Raw genomic sequence first — 23,659 nt, 5'->3', positions numbered from 1 at the left:
GCTCGCTGGTCGCGGGCCCGGCGGTTCAGGGCTCGCTGGTCGCGGGGTCCGCCGACCCGGACTCCACCGTTCCGGGGTCCTCCGCCTCGGGCTGCGGCGACTCCGGCACCAGCTGGTAGCCGCCCTCGATCGTCCCGTCCGGGCGGAGCAGGATCTGCGTGTACACCGGGGCGCCGCTGCGGAGCGTCGTGCCGCTGACCCGGAGGGGCTCCCCGGCGAAGAACGCCTCCGAGCCGGTGCAGCCGGCGAAGAAGGACGCGTCCGGGCGCTGCACGGCGAGGCACACCGTGGTGCCGTTCGGCTCGGTGATCAGCAGGCGGTCGTTCTCGGCGGTGTCGAACCCGGAGCCGTAGACGACGGCCTCCCCGGCGAGCAGGGCGAGGCCCGGCGGGACGTCGGTGGTCGGCTCCCAGCCCTCGACGAGCGCGGCGAAGCGGTCGGCGGGATCCGCGGAGGCGGTCGGCGGGGCGACGGGGTCCGCGGGCGGAGGGAGGAGGAGCGCGGTGGGGACGATCGCGCCGACCGCGGCTCCGCCGACGATCGCGGCAGCGAGCACGAGGCGGCGGCGGCGCGGGTGCGGCGTCCGCGGGGCCGGCCCGTCGGGGTGCTCGGCGGGCGACTCCGGAGTCCCGGAGCCGGCGGTCGCCGACAGCGGGAGTGCGGTCGCCGGCAGGGGGGCGCGCGAGTCGGTCGCCGTCCCGGGATGCGCCGCGGCCGGCTGCGCTCCGGACGGCGCGGCGCCGGTCTGCGTCACTCCGGGAGGCGCGTCCTCCGCCTCCAGCTCGCCGAGCCGTCGCAGCGCCTCGCGCCGCTCGTCCCGGTCGGCGCCGTCGTCGCGGGGTCGGGCCGACAGGATCCGCTCGAGATCCCTGCGCTCGTCGTCCTCGGCCTGCACTCCGTCAGTATGGCGGCGCCGGACACGGGAACGGCCCGCGACCGCCGGGACGCCGCCTTCTCAGCGGTGTCCCGGCGGCCGCGGGCCGTTCCGGTGCGGGCGTCAGCCCGACGGGTTCTCGACCGGGTCGCCCTCGGGGTCGGTGGCCGTCTCGGGGTCGACGTGCTCGGGGTCGGTGGTCTGCGGGTCCTCGGGAGTGTTCTTCTCGGTCATCGGATCCTCCTTGTCGCTGGATGCGGAACGTGCGGACAGATTCCACGCTAGGGCGGGAGCTCCGTGGAGCGCGCCCGGTTGACTCCGCCGCCCGACGTCCGGAACCGAGGTCAGGAGCGGCGGATCCGCCCGAGCGGCCCGTCACGCTGCTTCCGGCCGCGGCTCCGGACGCCGCTCGCCTCAGCCGGCCCCTTCACCCGTGGCAGCCGCGGGCGTCCACCGCAAGGCCTGGCAGCGCTCTGTCTCGATTCGTACGCTGAACCCATCGAGCCGAGGAGCAGCAGCGCCACATGATCCGCACCACCGTCACCATCGAGGGCAAGACCTACGGGCTGTCCCAGGGGACCGACGTCGCCGAGCTGAAGCGGTCGGCGACCGAGGCGACGCAGGCCGGAGGAGGCCTCGTCGACTTCGTGATCGTGGGCAACCGCCAGGTCAGCGTCCTGATCTCGACGGGTGTTCCGGTGATCTTCGAGGAGCTCGAGGTGCCGGACGACGACCGCGACACCGGTGACGTCCACCAGCCGTGGGACGACATCGACTACCTCGACTGACCCCGTCCTCCCGGTCGCGCCGAGTCGCGGCCGGGTCCCAGACGCCTGAGGGGCGCCGCCGGCTGGACCCGGCGTCTCTCGGGCACCTCGTGCCGCGCTACTCCGCGGACTCGCTCTCGGCCAGCTCGCCCTCGACCAGCGTGCGGGCGGCCGAGGCGAGGGCCGAGCGGATGCGCTCCGCCGGCTCCTGCAGCATCGCCGCGATCGCGTCGACGTCGTGACCGCCGGTGTGCCGGAGCAGCCAGGCCTGGCGCTCGAGCGTCGGCAGGGCGTGCAGGCGGCGGTGGAAGCCCGAGCGCAGCAGGTCGTCCTCGCGGATCGCCGACGGGGCCTGCTCGGCGCGCTCCATCGCGGAGCCGCCGCGCTGCACGCTCGCGCGTCCGACCTCGGAGCGCATCAGGTCGAGGGCGCCCGTGTCGTCGAGTCCCTGCGGCCGTCCGCTGCGGACGGTGACCGCCGCGTGGCGGAGGGCGGCGCTCGCCGCGGAGTCCGACAGCGTGAGGCGGTAGGCGTACGCGTAGAGGCCGACGGCGCGGTTCTCGAGGGCGCGGCCGGCGAGCAGCTCGCCCTGCTGCTGCGACTGCGTCATGCCGACGGCGGCGACGGGTCTGTCGTAGGTGGTCACGGTGACTCCTCGGCTCCGCGCGCTCCCGGTCGGGAAACGCGTCGGAGGCGATGCTAGGGAGTCGAGAACGATCGTTCTACCCTTGACATTTCAGAATCTTTTTCGATGCATGCGCATGGAAGCGCTTTCCCGACAACCGTCCTGGAAAGTGGAAGCGCTCACTCCCGAGCGGAGAGGATGCAGAACTCGTTGCCCTCCGGGTCGGCGAGCACGACCCAGGACTGCTCGCCCTGCCCGACGTCGGACCGCGTCGCCCCCAGGCCGACCAGCCGCGCGACCTCCGCCTCCTGGTCGTCCGGCACGAAATCCAGGTGCAGGCGGTTCTTCACGGTCTTGCGCTCGGGCACGTCGAGGAAGAGGAGGCTCGGCCCGCGGCCCGACGGGGCGAGCAGCTCGATGCCGTCCTCGTCCTCGTCCACGACGTCCCAGCCGAGCGCCTCCTGCCACCAGTGCCCGAGGGTCCGGAAGTCGGTGCAGTCGACGATGATCTCTTCGAGTCGGAGGGCCATGCACCGACGCTAATCGGCGCGGGGCGTGTCGGGGAAGTGCGTCCGGCGGGTCCGCGCGGCGCCGCGGCTCCGTCCGGCCGTGTCGTCCGCGGGACGGGTGCCCGTGCCGGTTCGGCACGACGGCTGGCGGCCGGAGCGGCGGCGCGGCATCCTCGACGCGGGTGCCCCTGCGCCCGGGGACGAGGAGCAGCATGAGCACCGCACGCGAGCAGTGGGAGGCGCGCTACGCCGACTCCGATCGGATCTGGTCGGGCCGGCCGAACGCGACGCTGGTCGGGCTGGTCGGCTCGCTGCCGCCGGGCCGCGCCCTCGACCTCGGCGCCGGTGAGGGGGCGGACGCGCTGTGGCTGGCGTCGCTCGGCTGGCGCGTGACCGGGCTCGACCTCTCCGAGACGGCGCTGGGCCGGGCGCGCGCGGCCGCGGCCGAGCGGGGCGCCGACGTGGACTTCGTGCAGGCCGACCTCGCCGAGGACTGGCCGGTCGTGGGGGAGTTCGATCTGGTGACGGCGAGCTTCCTGCACTCGATGGCCGAGTTCCCGCGGATCGACGTGCTGCGGCGGGCGGCCTCCGTCGTCGCTCCCGGCGGCCGCCTCGCCGTCGTCTCGCACGCCGCGCCCCCGCCGTGGGCGAGCGGCGACGACCACCGCCACGGAGCGATGCACCTCGTCGGCCCCGAGGAGGAGCTCGCCGAGCTGGCCCTCGACCCCGCCGAGTGGACCGCGGAGCTCGTCGAGACGAGGGAGCGCGCCGTGACCGCTCCCGACGGCACGGCCGCCGTGCTCCTGGACGGCGTGCTGCTCCTGCAGAGACGCGGCTGAGCAGGCGCCGCTCGAGGACCCGCGGCCGGGCTAGCGTGGTCCGCGATCCCGACCCCGAAGGAGGCGCCGATGCCGCTCGATCCGTACCTCGCCGCCCGGCTGCCCCTCCTGGCCGGCCTCGCGTATCCGCTCGACGCCGAGCAGGCCGCCCGCATGGCCGCCTTCGAGGAGGATCCGGGGCCCTGGTCGCTGCCCGAGGGGATCGACGTCGTCACGGAGACCGCGTCCGGCCCGCACGGACCGGTCCCGCTGCGCGTGTACTCGCCCGCCGCGCCCGAGCGCGCTCTGCTCTGGGTGCACGGAGGAGGGTTCGCCGCCGGGAGCATCGACATGCGCGAGTCGCACGTCGTCGCGGCGGAGCTCGCCCACCGGGCGCGGGCCCGGGTCGTCTCCGTCGACTACCGGCTCGCCGGCCCCGACGTCCGCTACCCCGTCCCGCTCGACGACGTGCACGCCGCCTGGCGGCACCTCCGCAGCACGGAGTCCGGATCCACACCCGTCGCGATCGGCGGCGCGAGCGCGGGAGCGGCCCTGGCCCTCGGTGCGGTCCTCCGCGAGCGCGACGCCGGTGCGCGGCTGCCGGAGCACGTGCTCCTGGCCTACCCCTTCGCCCACTTCCCCAACCCCGCCGTCGACGACGCGATCGCGGCCGAGCTGCGCGAGCTACCGCCGGTCCTCCGCTTCCCTCCGTCGAGCATCGAGGGCATGGTGCGCACCTACCTCGGGCGGATCTCCGACCTCCCCGTCGAGGCGCTGCCCGGCTCCGCGCCGCTCGCGGGTCTGCCTCCGGTCACGGTCCTCGTGGACGAGTACGACGAGCTGCGCGGGTCAGCGGAGCTGCTCCTGCGCCAGCTCGCGGAGGCGGGCGTCGCCGTGACCGGGCACCTGGCCGCCGGCATGCCCCACGGGCACCTCAACCGGACGCCGGCGCTGCCCGAGGTCGATCGCTCGCTGCATCTCTTCGCGGCTCAGCTGCGCGCGATGGGCTGAGGCGCTCTGCCCCGTCCCGTCCCGCTCTGCCCCGCTCAGCTCAGGCTCGGTCCGCACCGTCCCGCTCAGGCGCGGTCGTGCAGGGTGACGTGGTAGCCGTCCGGGTCGGCGAAGGTGAAGGTGCGCCCGAACGGGCCGTCGATCGGAGCCGCGACGACGGGGTGCCCGTCGGCGACGAGCGCGTCGTGGATCTCCTGCACGCCGGTCGCGTGCAGCCAGATCGCGGCGCCCACCCCGGGGCGGGAGGCGGAGTCGAGGTCGATGCCGGGCGCGAGGTCGCGCAGGGCGAAGGCGATCGGAGTCGTCGTGAAGACGACGGCGTGCGGCGGGCCGGCGGGCGAGCGGACCAGGCCGAGGTACTGCTCGTAGAACGCCTGGGACGCCGCGAGGTCGCGGACCTGGAGCGAGACGAAGTCGGGGCCGGTGACGGGCATGGGGTTCCTCCTCGGTTGTGTCAGCTTTCTGACACACAGGAGCGTATGTCAGAATACTGACATGAGTCAAGACGGCATCGACCTCGAGACCTCGCTCGGCTACCTCCTCAAGGAGGCGTCGAGCGCCCTGCGCGCGGCGATGGAGGCCGTGCTCCGCCCGCTCGGGATGACGGTCACCCACTACTCCTGCCTCGAGCTCCTCGCCCAGCGGCCGGGCCTCTCGAACTCGGAGCTCGCGCGGGGCGCCTTCGTCACCCGGCAGTCGATGAACGTCCTGCTGCAGACTCTGGAGCGCGACGGCGTCGTCACCCGCCCCGACGCGGCTCCGGTCGGCAAGGCGCTCCCCGCCCGGCTCACCGAGCGCGGACGCCGGAGCCTCGCCGAGGCGTCCGCCGCCGTCCGCGGGGTGGAGCTGCGGATGCTGGAGGGGCTCACGGAGGAGGAGCGGCAGGCGGCGGCGCGCCTGCTCCGCGGGATGATCCGATCGCTGCGGGTGGACGACCGCGCCTGAGGGGCGCTGTTCCGCCGTCTGTAGGAACGGGCGCCGCGCGCTCGCCGGTACGGTCGCGCTCATGGCAGCAGGAGGAGCGGTGCGCCCGCTCGACGTCGGGATCGTCGGCGGCTCGATCGGCGGACTGTTCGCCGCGGCTCTGCTCGTCCGCGACGGGCACCGCGTGACGGTCCTCGAGCGGTCGGCGACGGGGCTGTCGCGGCGGGGAGCCGGGCTGGTGGCCCAGCAGGACCTGATCGACCTCCTGCACGCGATCGGCCGCGACGACGAGGCGCGGGTCGGCGTCGTCGCGCACGAGCGGATCACCCTCGACCGCTCCGGGCGCGTGATCGGCCGCGACCCCTCCCCGCAGACGCAGGTGTCGTGGGACCACCTCTACGACACGCTCCGCTCGCGGCTCCGCGCCCACCGCTACCTCCTCGGCCACGCCGTCGCCGAGGTGCGCCCCTCGACCGGGACGGACCCGGTCGTCGTCGAGCTGCGCGACGGGAGCGGCCTGGAGTTCGACGTCGTCATCGGAGCCGACGGCCTCGGATCCGTCGTGCGCGCGGCGGTCGCGCCCGAGGCGCCGGGGAACCGCTATGTCGGCTACTCGACCTGGCGCGGGCTGATCCCGGAGTCGGCGCTCCCCGCCGAGGCCGCGGCGACTCTGCTCGGACGCTTCGCCTTCTACACCGCGCCCGGCGAGCACATGCTCGGATACCTCGTCCCCGGACCCGCCGGCGAGGTGGAGCCCGGCCGACGGCGCTACAACTGGGTCTGGTACCGGCCCCTCGCGGAGGACGCCCTCCGCGGAGTGATGACGGCGTCCGGCCGTCCGCCGGAGAGCGTGTCCCTCGCGCCCGGCGATCTCGCCCACGATCTCCGCCGCCGGCTCGAGGAGGACGCGCTCGACCGCCTACCGCCGCCCTTCGCGGCTGCCGTCCTGGCCGAGCCGCAGCCCTTCCTGCAGGCGATCGTCGACTACGTCCCGCCGCGGACGGTCCGCGGCCGGGTCGCCCTCCTCGGTGACGCCGCCGTGACGGTGCGGCCGCACACGGCCATGGGTGCGGCCAAGGCGGCGGGCGACGCGCTGGCCCTCGCTGGTTCTCTCGCGCGGCACCCGGTCGACGAGGCGCTCGAGCGCTACGAGACCGAGCGGCTCCCCGTCGGCCGCGCCATCGCCGAGTACGGCAGGCGCCTGGGCCGCTCGATCCCGCTGCTGTCCGAGTGACCGCAGTACCGGGCTCCTGATCGATCCCGGACGTCCGCAGTGACCACCGCCTTCCCGGTGACGAGGCGCCACTGCGAAAGATCGCGATCGAGAGCGAAGAAGAAGGATTCCGCTGGAAGTCCTCAGGTGAGCCGAGGTCCGTGCTCGTCACGAGTTCATCCCCCGCCCCCGCCTGGCCGCTCCCCGCCGTCCGCCGCGCGTCCCTTGCTCCTCGACCGCGGAGACGGCACCCTCGGGTGACGGCCCACGGCGAAGGAGACGCATGGACGACGACGGACTCCTGGCTGCGCTGCTGCGGGGACGGCCGGCGACGCTGGCCGACGCGGCGGAGCTGACCCACATCGACGAGGCCGAGGTCGCTGCGGCGATCGAGCGGCTCCGCGGCCGGGGGCTCATGGGCGGCGAGGGCGAGCAGCTCGACTTCCCGGCGCCGATGGAGTGGGCGGCCGCGGCCATCGCCCGGCACACGGAGTCGGCGCGGCGAGCGGGCAGGGAGTCCCTGGACGGGATCGAGCGCGTCGTCGCGGGCCTGCCGATGCTGCTCGGCGCCTGGCGGGTCGGCGAGGACACGTCGGATCCCGTGCCGACCCTCCTCCGCCACGGTCCGCACGCGTCCGAGGACCTCTGGTTCGACCTCGTCCGCCGCGACTCCGGCTCACTCGTGGCGGTGCTCCCGAACGTGGAGCGTTTCCTCGACCCGCCGACGGAGCGGGCGATCCGCTTCGGGCACGCGCTCGCGGCGAAGGACCGGGTGCGCGTCATCATGCCGGCCGCCGGCGCGCGCGACCCCCGGGTGCTCGCCCGGGTGGAGGCGTACCAGGCGGCGGGCGTCGAGTACCGGCTCCTCGAGAGCCCGCCGAGCTGGTTCTGGGTCGACGGCGACCACCTCGCCGTCCCCTTCGAGCGGGGCGAGACGAAGCCGACCAGCGTGCTCGGCGTGCGCCATGCGGCGCTGGCCGGTCTGGTCGAGTCGTACTTCGAGGTGCTGTGGCGGCAGGCCGCTCCGATCGGAGCCGTCGACCAGAGCTGGCTGCCGCTGCTCCGGCTGATGCGCCAGGGCGTCACGCTCGAGACCGCGTCGCACCGGCTCGGCATGAATCCGCGGACCGGCCGCCGCCGCGTGGCCGCCGCGATGGAGCACTACGGAGTGGCGACGCTCTTCGCGCTCGGCACGGCGTGGGCGGCCGACTCGCGCACCCGCGACGGCGACGCCGGTGCCGGAGAGCCGGTGCTCGTCGATCCGGAGGCGCTCGAGCCGGGAGCGCTGGACGACGGCGAGATCGACCTCGCCGAGACGGTGCCGCGCGATTGAGCCCCCGCGGGACCGAGCCGTGCGGCCGACCCCTCGACGCCTTCGGGTGGCCCTGAGGAGTCGGCCGATGCGCCCGCCCGGGCACCTCTCCAGTGTCCGGACGTGACCACTGCGGGGACAAGAGCCTGTAGCGGACACGTCCGGAAGAGGACACCGCACCCGGGAGCGGATCGCCGGCGCTCCCGCTCCGGGGTGGGCGCGTGCCAGGCTTGCCGCATGGATCTCGAGGTGCGGCCGGGGCTCGTCGTCCCCGCATCGGAGCTGAAGTGGCGGTTCTCGCGCTCCTCCGGGCCCGGCGGGCAGCACGTGAACACCTCCGACAGCCGCGTGCAGCTCACCTGGAACGTCGAGGAGTCGACGGCCCTCTCGGACGAGCAGCGCTCGCGCCTGCTCGAGCGCCTCGGGCGGCGGCTCGTCTCCGGAGCGGTCACCGTCACGGTGGCGCAGGAGCGCTCGCAGCTGCGCAACCGCGAGACGGCCCTCGAGCTGCTCCGCGGGATCATCACCGCGGCCCTCGCGCCTCCCTCCGCCCCGCGGCGCCCGACCCGGCCCACGCGCGGCTCCACCCGCCGGCGGCTCGCCGCGAAGCAGCAGCGCTCCGAGACGAAGCAGCAGCGCCGGCGGCCGCCCGGCGACTGAGCGGAGCCGCGGGGCCCGTCCGGCGGTTGCTCAAGGCCTCGGTGCCCCGGGCGCGCCGGACCCGGCTCAGGGAGTGAAGAACGCCTCGATCGCCGCGGTCAGGGCGACCAGGTCGTCCACGTGGGCGAGCTCGCGCGCCGAGTGCATCGAGAGCAGCGGCACTCCCACGTCGACCGTGGAGATGCCGAGCCGGGTCGCGGTCAGCGGGCCGATCGTGGATCCGCACGGCACCGAGTTGTTCGAGACGAACTCCTGGTACCCGACGCCGGCGCGCTCGCAGACGCCCGCCCACAGCGCCGCACCGCGCGCATCCGTCGCGTAGCGCTGCGTCGCGTTGATCTTGAGCAGCGGCCCCTTCCCGGCGACCGGCTGGTTCGCCGGGTCGTGCTTCTCGGAGTAATTGGGGTGCACCGAGTGGCCCGCGTCGGCCGAGAGGCACCAGGAGGCGGCGATCGCCCGGGCGCGCTCGTCGACGCCGGCGCCGAGGGCCGTGCCGATGCGCGAGAGGACGTCCTCGAGGAACGGCCCGCTCGCTCCGGACCGGCTCGCCGAGCCGAGCTCCTCGTGGTCGAAGGCGGCGAGCACGCTGATGTGCGCGGGCGGCGCCGCGGGATCGGCGCTCGCCGCGAGGAGCGCGACGAGGCCGGCGTGCACGGAGCTGAGATCGTCCATCCGACCGGCGGCGAGGAACATCTCGTCGAGGCCGAAGCGGCGCGGCTCCTGCGTGTCGGCGGTGAGCAGGTCGTAGCCGGCGATGTCGGAGGCCTCGTCGAGCCCGGCGTGCGCGGCGAGCAGCTGGAGCAGGTCGACCTCGGAGGCGTCGCCGACGCCGAACACGGGGACGGTGTGCTTCTGGCGGTCGAGAGTGAGGCCCTCGTTCGCCGTGCGGTCGAGGTGGATCGCGAGCTGCGGGATGCGCAGCAGCGGACCGGTCCGGAGCAGGCGCGTCGAGCCGTCGCGGGTGACCACGCGCCCGGCCAGCTCGAGCTCGCGGTCGAGCCAGGAGTTGAGCAGCGGGCCGCCGTAGATCTCGACACCGGCCTGCAGCCAGCCCTTCGAGCCGATCGTCGGCCGGGGCTTGAGCATGAAGCCCGGGGAGTCGGTGTGGGCGCCCAGGATGCGGAAGGGCGTGGTCGCCCCGGAGCCCTCGGGCAGGTGCCAGGCGATGATCGCGCCGTCGCGGACGACGTAGTACCGGCCGGGCTCCGCGGGCCACGCCTGCGTCTCGTCCAGCCCCGTGAATCCGGCTTCCTCGAGGCGCCGTGCCGCCTCGGCGGCCGCGTGGTACGAGGAGGGGGAGGCGGTCAGGAACTCGGCGAAGTCGGCGATGTGGTCGTCACGCGTGGTCATCCCTCCAGTGAAGCACGCGGCGCGGCCGGGACGGGGAGGGTGCCGGGGGAGCCCCTGCGGCGGCCGTCACGGCCGGGCAGGGGCCCCCGGGGCGGAGGGTCAGCGCCGGGTCAGGTCGACGTCGGCCTCGGCGGCGATCGCCTTGATCAGCGCCGAGGCGTTCTCCCCGCCGAAGCCGGCGGCCATCGCCTCGTCGATGTAGTGGCGGGCCGTCGCGACGCCGGGGACGGGCGCGCCGACGCTGTCCGCGTAGGCCTGGATCAGCCCCGCGTCCTTCTGCATCAGCGCGAGAGCGAAGGACGGCGAGTAGTCGCCGGCGAGGACGGAGGGACCGACGCCGTCGAAGATCGGCGACTTGAAGTCGGTGACGGCGAGCACCTCCAGCACCTTGTGCAGGTCGAGCCCGCCCTTCTCGGCGAGGGTGAGCGCCTGGCCGAGCGCGAGCAGCTGCGACGCGACGATCAGGTTGCCGACCAGCTTCATCCGAGCACCGGAGCCGCCGGGGCCGATGTGGTGGACGGTCTCGCTGATCGCCTCGAGCACGGGCCGCGCCTCGGCGAAGACCTCGGCGTCACCTCCGACGACGACCCAGAGCCCGCCCGCCGCGGCCTCGCCCTTCGAGCCGAACACCGGGGCGTCCAGGAAGCGGACGCCGCGGGCGTCGAACGCCGCGCGCTCCTCGTCGCTGGCCTCGGGGCTGATCGTGGACAGGTCGACGACGATCGTCGACGGATCGACGAGGCCGGCGAGCCCGCCCTCGGCGAGCACGACCTCGCGCACGGCCGTGTCGTCGGCGAAGCAGGAGAGGACGAAGTCCGCGCCCTCCGCCGCGTCGGCGACGGACCCGGCCGTCGCCGCTCCCGCGACCTCGGGGACCGCGCTGCGGTTCCAGACGGTGACGTCGTGCCCCGCCTTCACGAGGTTGTCCGCCATCCCGCGTCCCATGGTCCCCAGTCCGAGGAATCCGATTCTCGCCATCTCAGTGCACCTTCATCTCTGTGTCGGAGGTCGTCTCCGCGGGGAGCTCCGCCCCCTGGTCGGAATTGGCGGCCTTCCAGGACTGGAGGAACCGCAGGTAGGCGGTGGCTCCGGGGTCCTGCAGGCCGATGCTGCGGTCCTGCAGCCACGACGCGCGGCCGCGGCGGGACTGCAGCTCCTTCGAGCTGATCACGCCCTGCTCGGCGGCCGCGATCGCCGCGTCGAGGGCGGCGGGGCCGGGCTCCGACGTGCGCAGCGCCTCGGCCGCGGGGAACATCGCGTCGAGGATCGTCTTGTCGCCCACCTGCGACTTGCCCCGCTGGCTGATCGACTCGGCGGCCGCGAGCGCGAAGGCGCTGACGTCGTCGGAGCCGATGGTGGCGGCGTCGCCCCAGACCCGGGAGCCGGCGAGCAGCGCGCCCGCGACGAGTGCGGCCATCGTCGACGGGTTCGCATTGGCGAAGGCCTTGGCGCAGGCGAGCACGACCTCGGTCGGCGTCGCCGTGTCCGGGAGCAGCGCGAGCGCCTCGCGGGCGGCCTTGGCGCCGAGCGACACCGTGATGCCCAGGTCGCCGTCGCCGAGCGCCTGGTCCAGGTCGCCGAGCTCGTCGGCGTGCTCGGGGAAGACGACCAGGCACTTCGCGATCGCGGAGCTGAGTTCGGTTCCGTTCATCGTGATCAGACCTCTCGGAAGAAGGGGGACTGGGCGGGAGCGTTCAGCAGCTCGAGACGCGCGTCGTCGAGGGCGAGGAGCGAGATCGACGCTCCGGCCATCTCGAGGCTGGTCGCGTACTCGCCGATGTAGTTCTTCGCGACGGTGACGCCGCGCTCGGCGAGGAGCCCGTGGACCCGCCGGTAGAGCAGGTACAGCTCCTCGAGGGGAGTGGCGCCCATGCCGTTGACGAGCACGGCCACGCGGTCGCCCTCGCCGATGCCGAGGTCGGCGACGAGCCGCTCCGTGAGGTGCTCGGCGATGCTGTCCGCCGACTCGAGGGCGCCGCGGTGGATGCCGGGCTCGCCGTGGATCCCGATCCCGATCTCCATCTCGTCCTCGGCCAGCTCGAAGCTCGGCTTGGCCGTCATCGGGAGGATCGTCGGGGAGAGGCCCACTCCCATGGTCGCCGTGTGCTCGATGACGTCCTCGGCGACGGCCGCGACCTCGTCGAGCGAGTCCCCGCGCTCGGCGGCGGCGCCGGCCGCCTTGAACGCGAAGAAGATCCCGGCGACTCCGCGGCGGTCCGCGGCCCGCTCCTTCGGCTGGCTGGCGACGTCGTCGCGTCCGAGGGCGGTCAGCGTGCGGATCCCCTCGAGCTCGGCCATGTCGACCGAGAGGTCGAAGTTGAAGACGTCGCCGCCGTAGTTGCCGTACAGGTAGAGGACGCCGGCGCCGCCGTCGACGGCCTTGGTCGCCTCCAGGATCTGCGCGGACGACGGCGAGGAGAACACGTTGCCGATGGCGACCGCGTCGCACAGCCCCGTGCCGACGTAGCCCTTGAACAGCGGCAGGTGGCCGGAGCCGCCGCCCGTGACGATCCCGACCTTCCCCGCGACGGGGGCGTCGGCGCGGGCGAGGATCCGCAGGTCGGTGCCCGGCGTCTTCACCAGGGTCGGGTGGGCGAGCAGGATGCCCTCGACGAACTCGTCGACGAAGTCCTTCGGCTCGTTGATGATCTTCTTCACTGGTGCTCCGTTCTGGTGGACGCGTCCACGGTGGGCCGCGCGGGCGCGGGAGGGGTCGGGGCCGTCGCCCGCTGCCGGCGCGGCCGGTTCGCGGTGACGGAGTCGAGGACCATGACGGCGATGAGGAGGACGCCCTGGGCGATGGCGTACTCGTAGGAGGTCAGCCGCAGAGCGGTGAATCCGCTCGAGACGACCTGGAGGGTGAGCGTGGCGAGCACGACTCCGGCGACCGAGGCGAAGCCGCCCGACGGGTTCGTCCCGCCCAGCACCGCGATGACGATGACGAGCAGCACGTACGAGGAGCCGTAATCGGCGGACGCGGTGGGGTTGCGGGCGAGGAACAGCACTCCGGCGCCGCCGGCGAGCAGCCCGCCGATCATGTAGCTGCGCGAGAGGACGCTGACGCTGCGGATGCCCGAGAAGCGCGCGGCCTCGGGGTTCGCTCCCTCCAGCTGCACCTTGCGGCCGAGGGAGGTCGTGTTGATCAGCAGGGCGACCGCGACGGCCACCACGAGCAGCACGAGGAACAGCACCGGGACGGGCCCGACGGCCATCATGCCGAAGGTCGTCAGGGCCGACGGTGCTCCGTAGAGCGTGGTCCCGCCGGTCCACACCACCGCGATGCCGTTGAGGATCTGCATGGTGCCGAGGGTCGCCAGGATCGGGGTGATCCCGACGACGCTCACGAGGAATCCGTTGAGGGCGCCGCAGAGGACTCCGACGACCAGGCCCGCGAGGACGATCGGCACGGTCATCGCCTCCGCGGCGGCGGGGTCGGCGGCGGCGACCTGGGAGTAGATCGTCGCCATCGTCACCGCCGACAGGTTGGCGATCGCCACGAGGGAGAGGTCGATGCCGCCCGTGAGCATGGCGAGCATCATCGCGATGGCGATCACGCCGATCTCGGGAGCCGCGACGCCGATGTTCTGCAGGTTGAGCGGGCTGAGGAACACGCGGGGGTTGGCGATCGCGAAGATCGCGACCGCGACGACGAGCGCGATGAGCATCCGGCCCGTCCCGCGGTTGCCCGCGGCGCGTCCGACGACACCGCGGGTGAACGCGTCGAGGCGGTCGTTCATGCGCCGAGCCGGGTGCTCGGAGGTGGTCCGGGATCCGTCGGTCATGATGCGACCCTCGCGCTCTCTCGTTCGTGGCTCACGTCGTCGTCGACGGGCCGGACCCGCTTCGCCTTGCGGCGCGCGGCGATCGCCTGCACGCCGACTCCGACGATCAGCAGGACTCCGACCGCGGCGCGCAGCCAGGCGCTGGGGACGCCGGCGAGCAGCAGGCTGTTGTTGATCACCTGGATCAGGACGACGCCCAGCACCGTGCCGAGCACCGACCCGCGGCCGCCGAAGATCGACGCGCCGCCGAGGACGACCGCGGCGATGATGTCGAGCTCGTCGCCCACCAGGTCCTGCGGGTTCGCGCTGCGGCCGAGGACCATGTGCGCGATCCCGGCCAGGGCGGCGAGGACGCCGACGAGGACGTAGACCGAGAGCTGGGTCCTGACCACGCGGAAGCCCGCCCGGCGGGCGGCCTCGATGTCGCCGCCGATCGCGTAGAGCGAGCGTCCGAACATCGTGCGCGTCAGCATCAGCCAGACCACGACCGCGAGCACGACGGCGAGCAGCGTCATCAGGTGGAGGGCCGCGCGGCCGCCCGAGGTCGCCACGTCGACGACGTTGACCGAGGAGAGCGCCGCGAGCGACGGGGGCAGCTGCGCGTAGTACTGGGCGCCGACGAAGGTGTACATCACACCGACGAACACGCCCTGCGTGCCGAGCGTGACGATCAGTGTGGGAAGCCGGAACCTCGCGATCACGAAGCCGTTGACCAGGCCGAGCACCGCGCCGATCACCACGGCCATCGCGATGATCGCGAGCGCGGGGAGGTCCTGCCCGGTGGCGAGTGTGACGCTGACCGCCGTGTAGGCCGAGAAGATCGCGACGGCCGCGAACGAGACGTCGATGCCTCCGGAGACGATGACGATCAGGACCGCGAGCGCGAAGATCAGCGGCACGGTGGCGCTGCGGAGGATCGACAGACCCGTCGTCGCGCTGAAGAAGACCGGGTTCACGGCCGTCATGACGATCACGAGGGCGACCAGGACCAGGGCGAGGACGCCCTCGTTGTTCGCGCCTCGGAGGGATCGGAGCGTGGACACGTCAGACCGCCATTCTGTTCTGGAGGTTCTCGGCGGTGATCTCGTCGCCGCGGAGCTCGTGGGCGATGCGGCCGCGGGCGACGACCAGCACGCGGTGGCAGCAGGCGACCAGCTCGGGGGCGTCGTCCGAGATCACGACGACGGCCATCCCGCGGGCGGCCTCGCGCCGCAGCAGCTCGAGGATCTGCGACTTGGAGCCGACGTCGACTCCGACCGTGGGTCCGTTGAGGATCAGCACCTTCGGGTCGGTCGCCAGCCACTTCGCGATCACCACGCGCTGCGCATTCCCTCCCGAGAGGGAGCGGACGGGCGCCTGGGGGTTCGGGGCCTTGATGGACAGCTCGGCGAAGAGCCGGTCGATGGTCGCGCGGATCCGCCGCTTGTCGAGCGAGCGCCACGGCGTGCGGTGCGCGTCGAGGGAGCCCGCGATGATGTTGTCCGCGATCGGCTTCTCCAGGAAGAGGCCCTGCGAGAGGCGGTCCTCCGGCACGTAGCCGATCCCGGCGCGGACGGCGTCGCGGATGCTGCGCACCGCGGTGGGCGCTCCGTCCACGGCGATGATCCCGGAGGCGGCGGGCTGGGAGCCGAAGACGGCCTCCGCGATCTCGGTGCGGCCCGAGCCCAGGAGTCCGGTGATGCCGAGGATCTCGCCCGGGCGCACCGAGAACGAGACGTCGTGGAAGGCGCCGGGGCGGGAGAGGCCGACGACCTCGAGCATCGGGGGCGCCGACTCGTCGAGCGTGCTCACGATCCGCGACTCGTCGAGCTCGCGGCCGGTCATGTGCTCGGCGATGGAGCGGCGGTCGAAGTCGGCGACGGGGCCGCTGGTGACCACGCGGCCGGAGCGCATGATCGTCACCCGCTGCGAGATCTCGAGGACCTCCTCGAGCTTGTGCGAGACGAACGCGAGCGCGACGCCGCGGCTGCGCAGCCGCTCCACGATCGTGAACAGCCGCGCCACCTCGGTGTGCGTCAGCGCGGTGGTGGGCTCGTCCATGATGATGACGCGCGCGTCGTTGACGAGGGCGCGGCAGATCGCGGTGAGCTGCTTGTCGGCGACCGAGAGGTCGGCGACGTCGGCGTCGAGGTCCAGGTCGAGCTGCAGCTCGTCGACGATGGCCTTCGCCCGGGGGCGCGCGGTGCCGGCGCGGTAGAGGCGGTGCTTCGCCGCGACGGCCGAGGTCAGCACGATGTTCTCGGCGACCGTGAGGTTGGGGAAGAGCGAGAAGTCCTGGTAGATGACCTGGATCCCGCTCGTGATCGCGGAGGTGGTGTCCATCCGGGAGCGGGTGTCCCCGTCGATGGAGATCTCGCCCGCGTCGGGGCGCTCGGCCCCGGAGATGATCTTGATCAGGGTGGACTTGCCGCAGCCGTTCTCGCCGGCGAGGCAGTGCACCTCGCCGGGGATCAGGTCGAGCGAGACGCCGTCGAGGGCGGTGACGCCGCCGAATCGTTTGGTGATGCCGCGGGCGCTGAGGATCGGGGCGGTGGTGCCGGGGGGAGCGTCGGTCATCGTCGACCTTCCTGAGGGTGCTCCGGGGCGCGCGGGCGGCGCGCCCCGGAGCGGGGGTGGAGGGGGATCAGAAGTCGTACTGCGCGGCGGTCTCCGCGTCGGCCGCGACGGATGCGTTCCCGACGAAGACGTTGTCGAACCCGTCGAGCTTCTTGAGCGAGTCGTAGCCCTCGACGCCGAGGTCGGTGCCCTCGGTGATCTCGCCGCCGTCGGCGAGGATCTTCGCGATCGACAGCTGGGCCTCACCGGCGAGGGCCGGGTCCCAGAAGAAGATCTTGTCGATGGAGCCGTCGGCCAGGTACTGGTTGGCCACCGACGGGATCGAGGTGCCCATCACGCACACCTGGTCCTGGAGGCCCGCCTCCTGCACCGCGCGCGCGATGCCGGGGACGTCGTTGCCGGCGGAGCCCTGGAAGCCCGCGATGTCGGGGTACTTCGCGAGGATCTCCTTCGCGCGCTCGTACGCCGTCTCCTGGTTGTCGGTGCTCTCGATGGGGGTCTCGACGCGGGTCATGCCGGGGGAGTCGGCCTGCTGCGTCTCGTACGCCGCCTCGACCCACTCCATGTGGGTCTTCGCGGTCAGGCCGCCGACGAACTGGACGTACTTCCCCTCGCCGCCCATGCACTCCGAGAGGTTGTCCATGATCTCGGAGCCGTAGGACGCGTTGTCGAAGGCCTCGATGTCGACGTCGACGTTCTCGATGCCGGACGCCTCGTGCGAGACGACGATGATGCCCTGCTGGCGGGCCTGGGCGAGCACGTTGCTGAGCGACTCGGGCGAGTTCGGGACGACCGTGATGGCCGTCGGGCGCTGCGCGATCAGGTCCTGCACGATCGCGGTCTGCTTCTCGGGGCTGACGTCGTCGGCGCCCTCCTGGCGGGCGTCGATCCCGGTCTCGTCGGCGAAGTCCTGCACGCCGACGGCCATGCGCTGGAACCACGGGATGGTCTGCGCCTTGACGACGGTCACCATGACCATCTCGCCGGGGGCGGCCGAGCCTCCGCTGCCGGCGGCGGTGTCGGAGCCGGCGCCGACGGTCGTGCATCCGGTGAGGAGGATTGCGGCGCCCGCTGCGAGCGTCATGCCTCGGAAAAGTCGAGAGCGGTCCATTCGTTGACTCCTTCGTGAACGAGAGGATGGCGGCCGTTCGGCCCTCATCCGGTGCGGTGTTCTGACGCTGCTGTGTCGGAATCCGTCGCAGGAGCCCGACGCTAATCGCTGATCGAGCACTCCGTCAAGCGATAACGCGCAGATGGCTGCACTCTTTCGCGCATGGGGCGTGGGAAGCGCGCGAATCGCGCATCGCGGGCGCAGCTGGTGCGTTCGACCGCGCAGATCCGCCGCGCACCCGGCGGTCGGGACGCGCAGCCGCCCGCGCATGCGCGCAATCTGCGCGTTTCCGCGCGCCGTCTGCGCCTCCTCCCCGCTCCGCCCCGTAGCCTCGACGGAGGCGAGACCAGGATCGAGGTGTGGGATGTCCCGTCAAGCAGAGATCGTCGACGCCCTCCAGGACGGCGGCTTCCAGTCGGTGCGAGACCTCGCGGAGCGGTTCGACGTCACTCCGTCGACCATCCGGCGCGACCTCGAGCGGCTCGAGGCGATGGACCTGGTCAAGCGCACGCACGGAGGCGCGATCCCGGTGAAGCAGTCCGAGACTCCGCACCACTTCAAGGAGGAGCTGCACCGCAGCGAGAAGGCGGCGATCGGGCGGGCGATGGCCGAGCGCGTCCTCGAGGGGCAGACGATCCTCCTCGACGGGGGCACCACGACGCTCGAGGTCGCGCGGCACCTCGAGAACCAGCGCCTCACCGTCGTGACCGGCGACCTGCGGGTCGCCCTCGCCGTCGCCCGCAAGCAGACGATCCACCTCGTCTTCATCGGGGGCGAGCTCCTGCCGAACGCCTTCTCGATGTGGGGGCCGACCTCGGTGCAGCAGCTCTCGAACCTGCGGGTGGACGTCGCGATCTTCGGCGCCGACACCGTGGGCGACGACGGCATCTACAGCACGACCAGCTACGAGCTCGAGCTCAAGCGGCTGATGATGGCGTCCGCGCGCGAGGCGTTCTTCGTCGCCGACAGCTCGAAGTTCGGGCGGGAGGCGCTGTTCAAGGTCTTCGGCACGGAGGACTTCACCGCGGGGATCACCGACAGCCTGCTCGACCCGCTGCGGGCGTCGCACTTCCCCGTGCCGCTCATCCAGGCGTCGATCCTCCCGCCCGACGGCAGGCGCGCCTAGCCGCGAAGCCCGCGCCTCTGCGGGACGGAGGCGCCGTCGTCCCCGCGGCGGGACGGCGCCCGTCACTCCTGTGGTGGAAGCGCGCCCGTCACTCCTGCGTGCCCGTCACTCCTGCGTGCTCGTCACTCCTGCGCGGCCGCCGCGAGGGCACGGTCGAGCCAGTCCGCGAGCAGCAGGCGCTCCGCGGGCGTGAGGCCGGCGAGCTCCGGTGCGAGGGCACGGACGCCGACGAGGGCGGTGAGCCGCCCGCCGTCGCCGGGGGAGGGCGGGTCGGCGAGGATCCCCGCGAGCACGCTGTCGAGCGCGGCGTCGGCGAGACCGGGGTCGCGGTCGGCGGCGGGGGTGGAGAGCAGGGTGGTGACCACGCCGGTGCCCGCCGCCTGGATGAGGCCGACGGCGCGCTCCTCCGGCACTCGCAGGCGGCCCTCGGCGGCCACGCGCTGCACGCGGGCGGCGAGGACCCGCCGCCCGGAGAGGGCGGCCGGCGATCCGGAGGCGCGGCCCGGATCGCTGAGGAGGCGGAAGAGCGCGGGGTTGGCCAGGCCGAACTCCACCTGCGCGGCCCAGCCCGCGCGCAGGTCCTCGACCGGGTCGACGCCCCCGGCGACGGCCGCCTCGACCGTCCGCGCCTTGGAGTCGACCCAGGTGGCCAGCACGTGCTCCGCGACCGCCTCGAGCAGGCCGTCCTTGTCGCCGAAGAGGCGGTAGATCGCCGGGGCCTGCAGCCCGGCCGCCTGGGCGACCGCTCGCGTGGTGACGGCGGCGGGGCCCTCGTCGCGGAGGAGGCCGGCGGCCGCCTCGACGATGCGCAGGCGCGTGTCGGTCGGAGGAGTGGGGCTGGTCACGTATCGACGGTAGCGCACGGTTGCTATCAAGGGAATTCCGTGGTTATCTTCCTTGTGGTATCGCTGATACCCCTCATCGGAAGGCTCTCCCCATGATCATCGTGACCGGTGCCACCGGCGCTCTGAACGGCGCCACCGTCGACCACCTCCTCGACTCCGTCCCCGCCTCCGGGATCGCCGTCGTCGCCCGCGACGCCTCGAAGGCCGCCCGCTTCGCGGAGCGCGGAGTGGAGGTGCGCGTCGGCGACTACGCCGACCCCGCCTCCCTCCCGGCCGCCTTCGACGGAGCGGATCAGCTGCTCCTCGTCTCCTCGAGCGATCCGCGGGCCGACGCCGTCGCCCTGCACCGCACCGCCGTCGAGGCGGCCGTCGCGGCCGGAGTCGGACGGGTCCTCTACACGAGCCACCAGGGCGCCGCCGCCGACACCCCCTTCGGCCCGGGCCGGGACCACGCGGCGACCGAGCGCCTGCTCGCCGAGTCCGGGCTCGCCTGGACGTCGCTCCGCAACGGCTTCTACGCGCACAGCCTGGGCCTCTTCCTCGGACCGTGGCGGGAGACCGGAGTGATCGAGGTCCCCTCCGACGGTCGCGTCTCGTGGACGGCCCGCGAGGACGAGTCGGAGGCGGCCGCCCGGCTCCTCCTCTCGGGGAGCCCGCAGGACGGGCCGATCATGCTGACCGCGACGGAGGCTCCGACGTTCGAGGAGATCGCCGGGATCGCGGCCGAGGTCGGCGGGCGGCCCGTCGAGCTGCGCGTCCTCGGCGACGACGAGTGGGTCGCCGCGCGCGTCGCGGCGGGTCAGCCCGAGTTCCTCGTGCGCTTCACCCTCGGGATGCACCAGGCGGCCGAGCACGGCTTCTTCGCGGGCACCGGCCCCGAGCTCGGGCGCCTCCTCGGACGCGAGCCGCGCAGCGTCCGCGACCTGCTCGAAGCCGGACCGGCAGCCGTCACCGGATGACGCCGGGCGGGCCGTCCCGGGTCCGCCCGCGCGCCGCGGCACCGCGCCGTCCGCCGAGGCGCCGCCGAGGGAGCGGTGCCTCGGTGTCAGGGCGGTGTCCCGACTCCCTCCGCACGACGACGGGAGCCCGCCGCACCGGTGAGGTGCGACGGGCTCCCGGGGAGTGCCGTGCGTCAGCCGCAGCTGCGCGCGCTGTACGGCGCGGTGGCCGTGGCCGTGACGGTCTTGCCGCCGACCGAGGCCGTGCCGGTGACCGTCGCCTCGCCCGCGGCGAGCTGCGTCGAGCGCACCGTGAACGCGGCGGAGCCGGAGGCGCCCGGCTTCACTCCGGCGATCGTCTTCACGCCCTCCGGGGTGCTGATCGAGACGTCCATCGGCACCGTGTCGCCGTTCTTGCCGACGACCGTCAGCACGACCTTGCCGGCGACGCAGCGCGGCGTGGCGGTCGCGCTCACCTTCAGCGAGGACTGCACGGTGACCGTGACCTGCACCGGCATGCGCGACGCGTCCTGCGCGACGCCCGAGACCGTGAAGGTCCCGGCCGTGGCGTAGGCGGCGGGCGCGACGGCGTCCCAGGCCACGTCGACCGTGCTGGTGGTGCCGGCGGCGGTCGTGATCGTGGCGCGGGGCAGGACCGGCGCGGTGCCGGCCGTGGTCGTCGCGGTCAGCGGAGCGACCGAGGCGACGGCCAGGCCGGGGGCGTAGCCCTCGAGCACCTTCTGGTACTCGGAGCGCGTCACCGGGATGACCGTGCCGTGGCGCGGCTTGCCGCCGTCGGCGTTCTGCGGCAGGCCCGTGCGGAGCTTCGCTCCGAGCGGCTGCCAGGAGTCGCCGTTCGCGAGGTCGTCGGTGCCGAACGGGATGTAGTGGTTCGGCCCGTCGTGGTAGTTCGGCTGGTCGATGAAGAGGAACCAGTCGAGGCCGTTCACGTCGCCCTCGTTGGCGGGGAAGACGTTGGGGCCCTCACCGCTGGTGAAGGTCTTGCCGGGCTCGCCGTTGGGCAGGCCCGAGGCCACCTTCTCCTTGACCAGCGACCACTCGTCCGCCGGTCCGCCGGTGCCGGGCAGTGAGCCCGAGACGGTGGCCAGCAGGTCGGTGCTCTTCTCCTCGCGGAGGGTCATCGACGCCTCGTCCTTGGTGAAGCGGTAGTAGGTGTCGCCGTCCTTGGCGACCGTCGAGTCGATGGTGCCCTTTCCGGCGCCGCGCTTGACGTCGATCCACGGCTTCGCCTCCGAGAAGGAGGTGAAGTCCTCGGTCGTCGCGTACATCATCTGGTTGTAGGTGACGGAGGTGCGGTCGGCCGTGTTCGTGGTCGGGTACATGTTCGAGGCCCAGAACACGACGTAGGTCTGGAGCTCGTCGTCCCAGTACGCCTCGGGGGCCCAGGTGTTGCCGGCGAAGTCGGTGGAGACCTTGACGTGGCGCTGAGCGGACCAGTTCACCAGGTCGGTCGACTCCCAGACCTCGATGTACTTCGAGCCCGACTTCTGCGCGGTGTCGAAGCCGCCGGGGAGCCCGTCGATCTTCAGGTCGGTGGCGAGCATGAAGAACTTGTCGCCCTCGTGCGAGCGGATGATGAACGGGTCGCGCAGGCCCATCGTCCCCAGGTTCGAGGTGAAGACCGGCTTGCCGCCGTTCAGCGTGTTCCAGCTCAGCGCGTCGTTGCCCTTCGAGGCGGCGAGGCTGATGCGCTCGGCGCCGTCGCCCTCTCCGGTGAAGAACGCCCAGACGTACGCCTCGGTGTCGTCGGTGCCGGCGGGGAGCGGCTGCACCCGGAGGGTGAAGTCGCGGGTCCGGGTGGTGGATCCGCTGGTCGCGGTCGCGCGGACGACCACGTCGATCGCGGGGCTCCCGGTCGCGGGGCGGTCGACGTCGATGGTGCGGGTGCCGGCGGCGCTGCCGTCGCGGACGGTCGCTCCGCTCGGGCTGACGACGCTCCAGGCGATGCTCGAGCCGAGCGTGCCGGTGGTGGGCACCGAGACGTTCGTGCGGATGTCGCCGACGTTCGGGATCGCGATCGCGGCGAGGTCGCGCTGGACCTTCGTCGCGTCGTCCAGCTGCGCGGCGACGCGCACCGTGTAGTCGACCGAGCGGGTCTCGGTGCCGACCCTGTAGGTGGCGGTGAGGGTGGCGGTGGCGTCCGGCTGTCCCGCGGCGGGGCGCGTGACGGTCGCGGTGCCGCCGGTGATGGCCACGGCCGCGCTGTTGGACGTCCAGGTGATGCCGACGCCGCTGGCGGTGGTGGGCACCGTGAAGCCGGCGGTCGCCTCCGTGGGCACCGTGACCGACGCGACGGCGCGGTCGAGGGCCTGCGAGGAGTAGAGCGCCTGCACGGAGCTGCTGCTGAGGGCGCTGTCGTAGACGGCGAAGTCGTCCATCTCGCCGTTCCAGCCCGGGTCGTTGTAGGTCGAGCGCGCGATGTACGCGACGAGCGACGGGCCGAACGAGGAGACGTCGCGGGCGATCGCGCTCTGCGAGATCTGCGCGCCGTTGACGTACACGGTGAGCTTGCCGGTCGAGCCGTCGACGACGGTCGTGTAGAGCGAGAGGCCCGAGGGGGTGCGCGCGCCGACGGTCGGGGTGCCCGTCGCTCCGGCGCCGACCTCGGTGTTGTAGGGAGCGCCCGCGTTGACCGAGTTGGTGACGACCGACTTGGTGTAGCCGGAGAGGTTGCTCGGGTTGAGCAGCCAGTAGCCGGAGGAGAACGAGGCGCCGGAGGCGACGGGCGCTCCGACGAACGCGGCGGCGACGTTGCCGGTGCCGCCCTTGTGGGCGAGCCAGGTGGAGAAGGTCAGGTCCTTCTTGCCGACGAGGCCGGCGGTGGGGATCTCGAGGTAGGGGGCGGCCGCGGCGGATCCGCCGGGGAGGCTGATGAGCCCGTTGCGGAACTGGGCTCCGGAGCCGCGCAGCGTCGCGCTGTAGCCGTTGCCGCTGGTGTCGGCGACCGTGGTGCCGGTGGGGGCGGTATCGAACGTGTAGTGGAGGAGCGGGGTCTCGGTGGCTCCGAAGGCGGAGCTGGGGACCGTGGCGCCGAGCAGCGCCGTGGCGGCGACGGTCGCGACCGCCAGAGCGGTCCTCACCGCCGATCGTGATCGTCTCATGCAGATAGGCCCTCGTGATCGGGTGCGGCGTCGAGGCACGATCCGCAGGGCCGCGGAGGTGTGCGTCTTCGCACGAAATGTGAACGTGAACATCTTAGATCGCGGTACCGGATCCT

23 protein-coding genes are annotated in these 23,659 nt (G+C 73.1%); 9 read left to right on the top strand and 14 right to left on the bottom strand.

Annotation, left to right across the window (positions count from 1 at the left end):
* Positions 1-25: 25 nt before the first annotated feature.
* Complete coding sequence (locus C5C10_RS04425; RefSeq protein ID WP_104328626.1) at positions 26-895, bottom strand: hypothetical protein; 870 nt, start codon at positions 893-895, stop codon at positions 26-28.
* A gap of 503 nt (positions 896-1,398) precedes the next feature.
* Between C5C10_RS04425 and C5C10_RS04420 the strand changes: the two genes are divergently transcribed.
* Entirely contained in the window at positions 1,399-1,662 is a 264-nt protein-coding gene (locus C5C10_RS04420; RefSeq protein WP_104224053.1) for a hypothetical protein, read from the top strand.
* A 97-nt stretch (positions 1,663-1,759) separates the two neighbouring features.
* Here the strand turns inward: C5C10_RS04420 and C5C10_RS04415 are convergent, their stop codons facing one another.
* Positions 1,760-2,287: a sigma-70 family RNA polymerase sigma factor gene (locus tag C5C10_RS04415; RefSeq protein ID WP_104328625.1), complete on the bottom strand. Its 528-nt coding sequence runs from the start codon at positions 2,285-2,287 to the stop codon at positions 1,760-1,762.
* A 158-nt stretch (positions 2,288-2,445) separates the two neighbouring features.
* The gene (locus C5C10_RS04410) at positions 2,446-2,796 is read right to left on the bottom strand and encodes a VOC family protein (RefSeq protein ID WP_104224051.1); all 351 of its coding nucleotides are present in this window, start codon (positions 2,794-2,796) and stop codon (positions 2,446-2,448) included.
* Between the two features lie 191 nt (positions 2,797-2,987).
* Between C5C10_RS04410 and C5C10_RS04405 the strand changes: the two genes are divergently transcribed.
* Both C5C10_RS04405 and C5C10_RS04400 read left to right on the top strand, forming a co-directional pair.
* On the top strand, positions 2,988-3,614 hold the full coding sequence (locus tag C5C10_RS04405) for a class I SAM-dependent methyltransferase (protein ID WP_104238133.1): 627 nt from the start codon (positions 2,988-2,990) through the stop codon (positions 3,612-3,614).
* Between the two features lie 69 nt (positions 3,615-3,683).
* Positions 3,684-4,604 (top strand): alpha/beta hydrolase fold domain-containing protein, encoded by a 921-nt coding sequence (locus tag C5C10_RS04400; RefSeq protein ID WP_104328624.1) that lies wholly within the window; start codon positions 3,684-3,686, stop codon positions 4,602-4,604.
* Between the two features lie 65 nt (positions 4,605-4,669).
* Here the strand turns inward: C5C10_RS04400 and C5C10_RS04395 are convergent, their stop codons facing one another.
* A complete protein-coding gene (locus C5C10_RS04395) occupies positions 4,670-5,038 on the bottom strand; it encodes a VOC family protein (protein ID WP_104328623.1) in 369 nt (122 codons plus the stop codon).
* A gap of 61 nt (positions 5,039-5,099) precedes the next feature.
* Between C5C10_RS04395 and C5C10_RS04390 the strand changes: the two genes are divergently transcribed.
* From C5C10_RS04390 to arfB, 4 genes are all read left to right on the top strand, one after another.
* On the top strand, positions 5,100-5,549 hold the full coding sequence (locus tag C5C10_RS04390) for a MarR family winged helix-turn-helix transcriptional regulator (protein WP_104328622.1): 450 nt from the start codon (positions 5,100-5,102) through the stop codon (positions 5,547-5,549).
* Between the two features lie 61 nt (positions 5,550-5,610).
* On the top strand, positions 5,611-6,762 hold the full coding sequence (locus tag C5C10_RS04385) for an FAD-dependent monooxygenase (protein WP_219813233.1): 1,152 nt from the start codon (positions 5,611-5,613) through the stop codon (positions 6,760-6,762).
* Positions 6,763-7,024: 262 nt separating this feature from the next.
* Entirely contained in the window at positions 7,025-8,074 is a 1,050-nt protein-coding gene (locus tag C5C10_RS04380; RefSeq protein WP_104325647.1) for a hypothetical protein, read from the top strand.
* Between the two features lie 216 nt (positions 8,075-8,290).
* Entirely contained in the window at positions 8,291-8,713 is a 423-nt protein-coding gene (arfB, locus tag C5C10_RS04375) for an alternative ribosome rescue aminoacyl-tRNA hydrolase ArfB (protein ID WP_104328620.1), read from the top strand.
* Positions 8,714-8,779: 66 nt separating this feature from the next.
* On the opposite strand, the gene C5C10_RS04370 is transcribed toward arfB, so the two are convergent.
* From C5C10_RS04370 to C5C10_RS04335, 8 genes are all read right to left on the bottom strand, one after another.
* Complete coding sequence (locus C5C10_RS04370; protein WP_104328619.1) at positions 8,780-10,063, bottom strand: M18 family aminopeptidase; 1,284 nt, start codon at positions 10,061-10,063, stop codon at positions 8,780-8,782.
* A gap of 99 nt (positions 10,064-10,162) precedes the next feature.
* On the bottom strand, positions 10,163-11,041 hold the full coding sequence (locus tag C5C10_RS04365; RefSeq protein WP_104282881.1) for an NAD(P)-dependent oxidoreductase: 879 nt from the start codon (positions 11,039-11,041) through the stop codon (positions 10,163-10,165).
* Position 11,042: 1 nt separating this feature from the next.
* Complete coding sequence (locus C5C10_RS04360; RefSeq protein ID WP_104295137.1) at positions 11,043-11,714, bottom strand: DAK2 domain-containing protein; 672 nt, start codon at positions 11,712-11,714, stop codon at positions 11,043-11,045.
* A gap of 5 nt (positions 11,715-11,719) precedes the next feature.
* Entirely contained in the window at positions 11,720-12,721 is a 1,002-nt protein-coding gene (locus tag C5C10_RS04355) for a dihydroxyacetone kinase subunit DhaK (RefSeq protein WP_104238142.1), read from the bottom strand.
* The gene (locus C5C10_RS04350; protein ID WP_244229523.1) at positions 12,718-13,845 is read right to left on the bottom strand and encodes an ABC transporter permease; all 1,128 of its coding nucleotides are present in this window, start codon (positions 13,843-13,845) and stop codon (positions 12,718-12,720) included. Before C5C10_RS04350 ends, C5C10_RS04355 begins: the two co-directional genes overlap by 4 nt.
* Positions 13,842-14,888, bottom strand: coding sequence for an ABC transporter permease (locus tag C5C10_RS04345; RefSeq protein WP_244229522.1), 1,047 nt, complete (start codon positions 14,886-14,888; stop codon positions 13,842-13,844). Before C5C10_RS04345 ends, C5C10_RS04350 begins: the two co-directional genes overlap by 4 nt.
* A 1-nt stretch (position 14,889) precedes the next feature.
* Positions 14,890-16,401, bottom strand: coding sequence for a sugar ABC transporter ATP-binding protein (locus C5C10_RS04340; RefSeq protein WP_104328618.1), 1,512 nt, complete (start codon positions 16,399-16,401; stop codon positions 14,890-14,892).
* A gap of 67 nt (positions 16,402-16,468) precedes the next feature.
* Positions 16,469-17,485, bottom strand: a complete 1,017-nt coding sequence (locus C5C10_RS04335; RefSeq protein WP_258060406.1) for an autoinducer 2 ABC transporter substrate-binding protein — start codon at positions 17,483-17,485, stop codon at positions 16,469-16,471.
* Between the two features lie 391 nt (positions 17,486-17,876).
* Between C5C10_RS04335 and C5C10_RS04330 the strand changes: the two genes are divergently transcribed.
* A complete protein-coding gene (locus C5C10_RS04330) occupies positions 17,877-18,638 on the top strand; it encodes a DeoR/GlpR family DNA-binding transcription regulator (RefSeq protein WP_104238145.1) in 762 nt (253 codons plus the stop codon).
* Positions 18,639-18,760: 122 nt separating this feature from the next.
* Here the strand turns inward: C5C10_RS04330 and C5C10_RS04325 are convergent, their stop codons facing one another.
* The gene (locus C5C10_RS04325; RefSeq protein ID WP_104238146.1) at positions 18,761-19,483 is read right to left on the bottom strand and encodes a TetR/AcrR family transcriptional regulator; all 723 of its coding nucleotides are present in this window, start codon (positions 19,481-19,483) and stop codon (positions 18,761-18,763) included.
* A 92-nt stretch (positions 19,484-19,575) separates the two neighbouring features.
* Between C5C10_RS04325 and C5C10_RS04320 the strand changes: the two genes are divergently transcribed.
* Complete coding sequence (locus C5C10_RS04320) at positions 19,576-20,442, top strand: NAD(P)H-binding protein (RefSeq protein WP_104328617.1); 867 nt, start codon at positions 19,576-19,578, stop codon at positions 20,440-20,442.
* Positions 20,443-20,615: 173 nt separating this feature from the next.
* On the opposite strand, the gene C5C10_RS04315 is transcribed toward C5C10_RS04320, so the two are convergent.
* Complete coding sequence (locus C5C10_RS04315; protein WP_181073391.1) at positions 20,616-23,522, bottom strand: immunoglobulin-like domain-containing protein; 2,907 nt, start codon at positions 23,520-23,522, stop codon at positions 20,616-20,618.
* Between the last annotated feature and the right edge of the window lie 137 nt (positions 23,523-23,659).

This window comes from Rathayibacter sp. AY1A3, assembly GCF_002930975.1.
GTDB lineage: Bacteria > Actinomycetota > Actinomycetes > Actinomycetales > Microbacteriaceae > Rathayibacter.
This window is presented reverse-complemented; position numbering and strand designations above follow the sequence as displayed.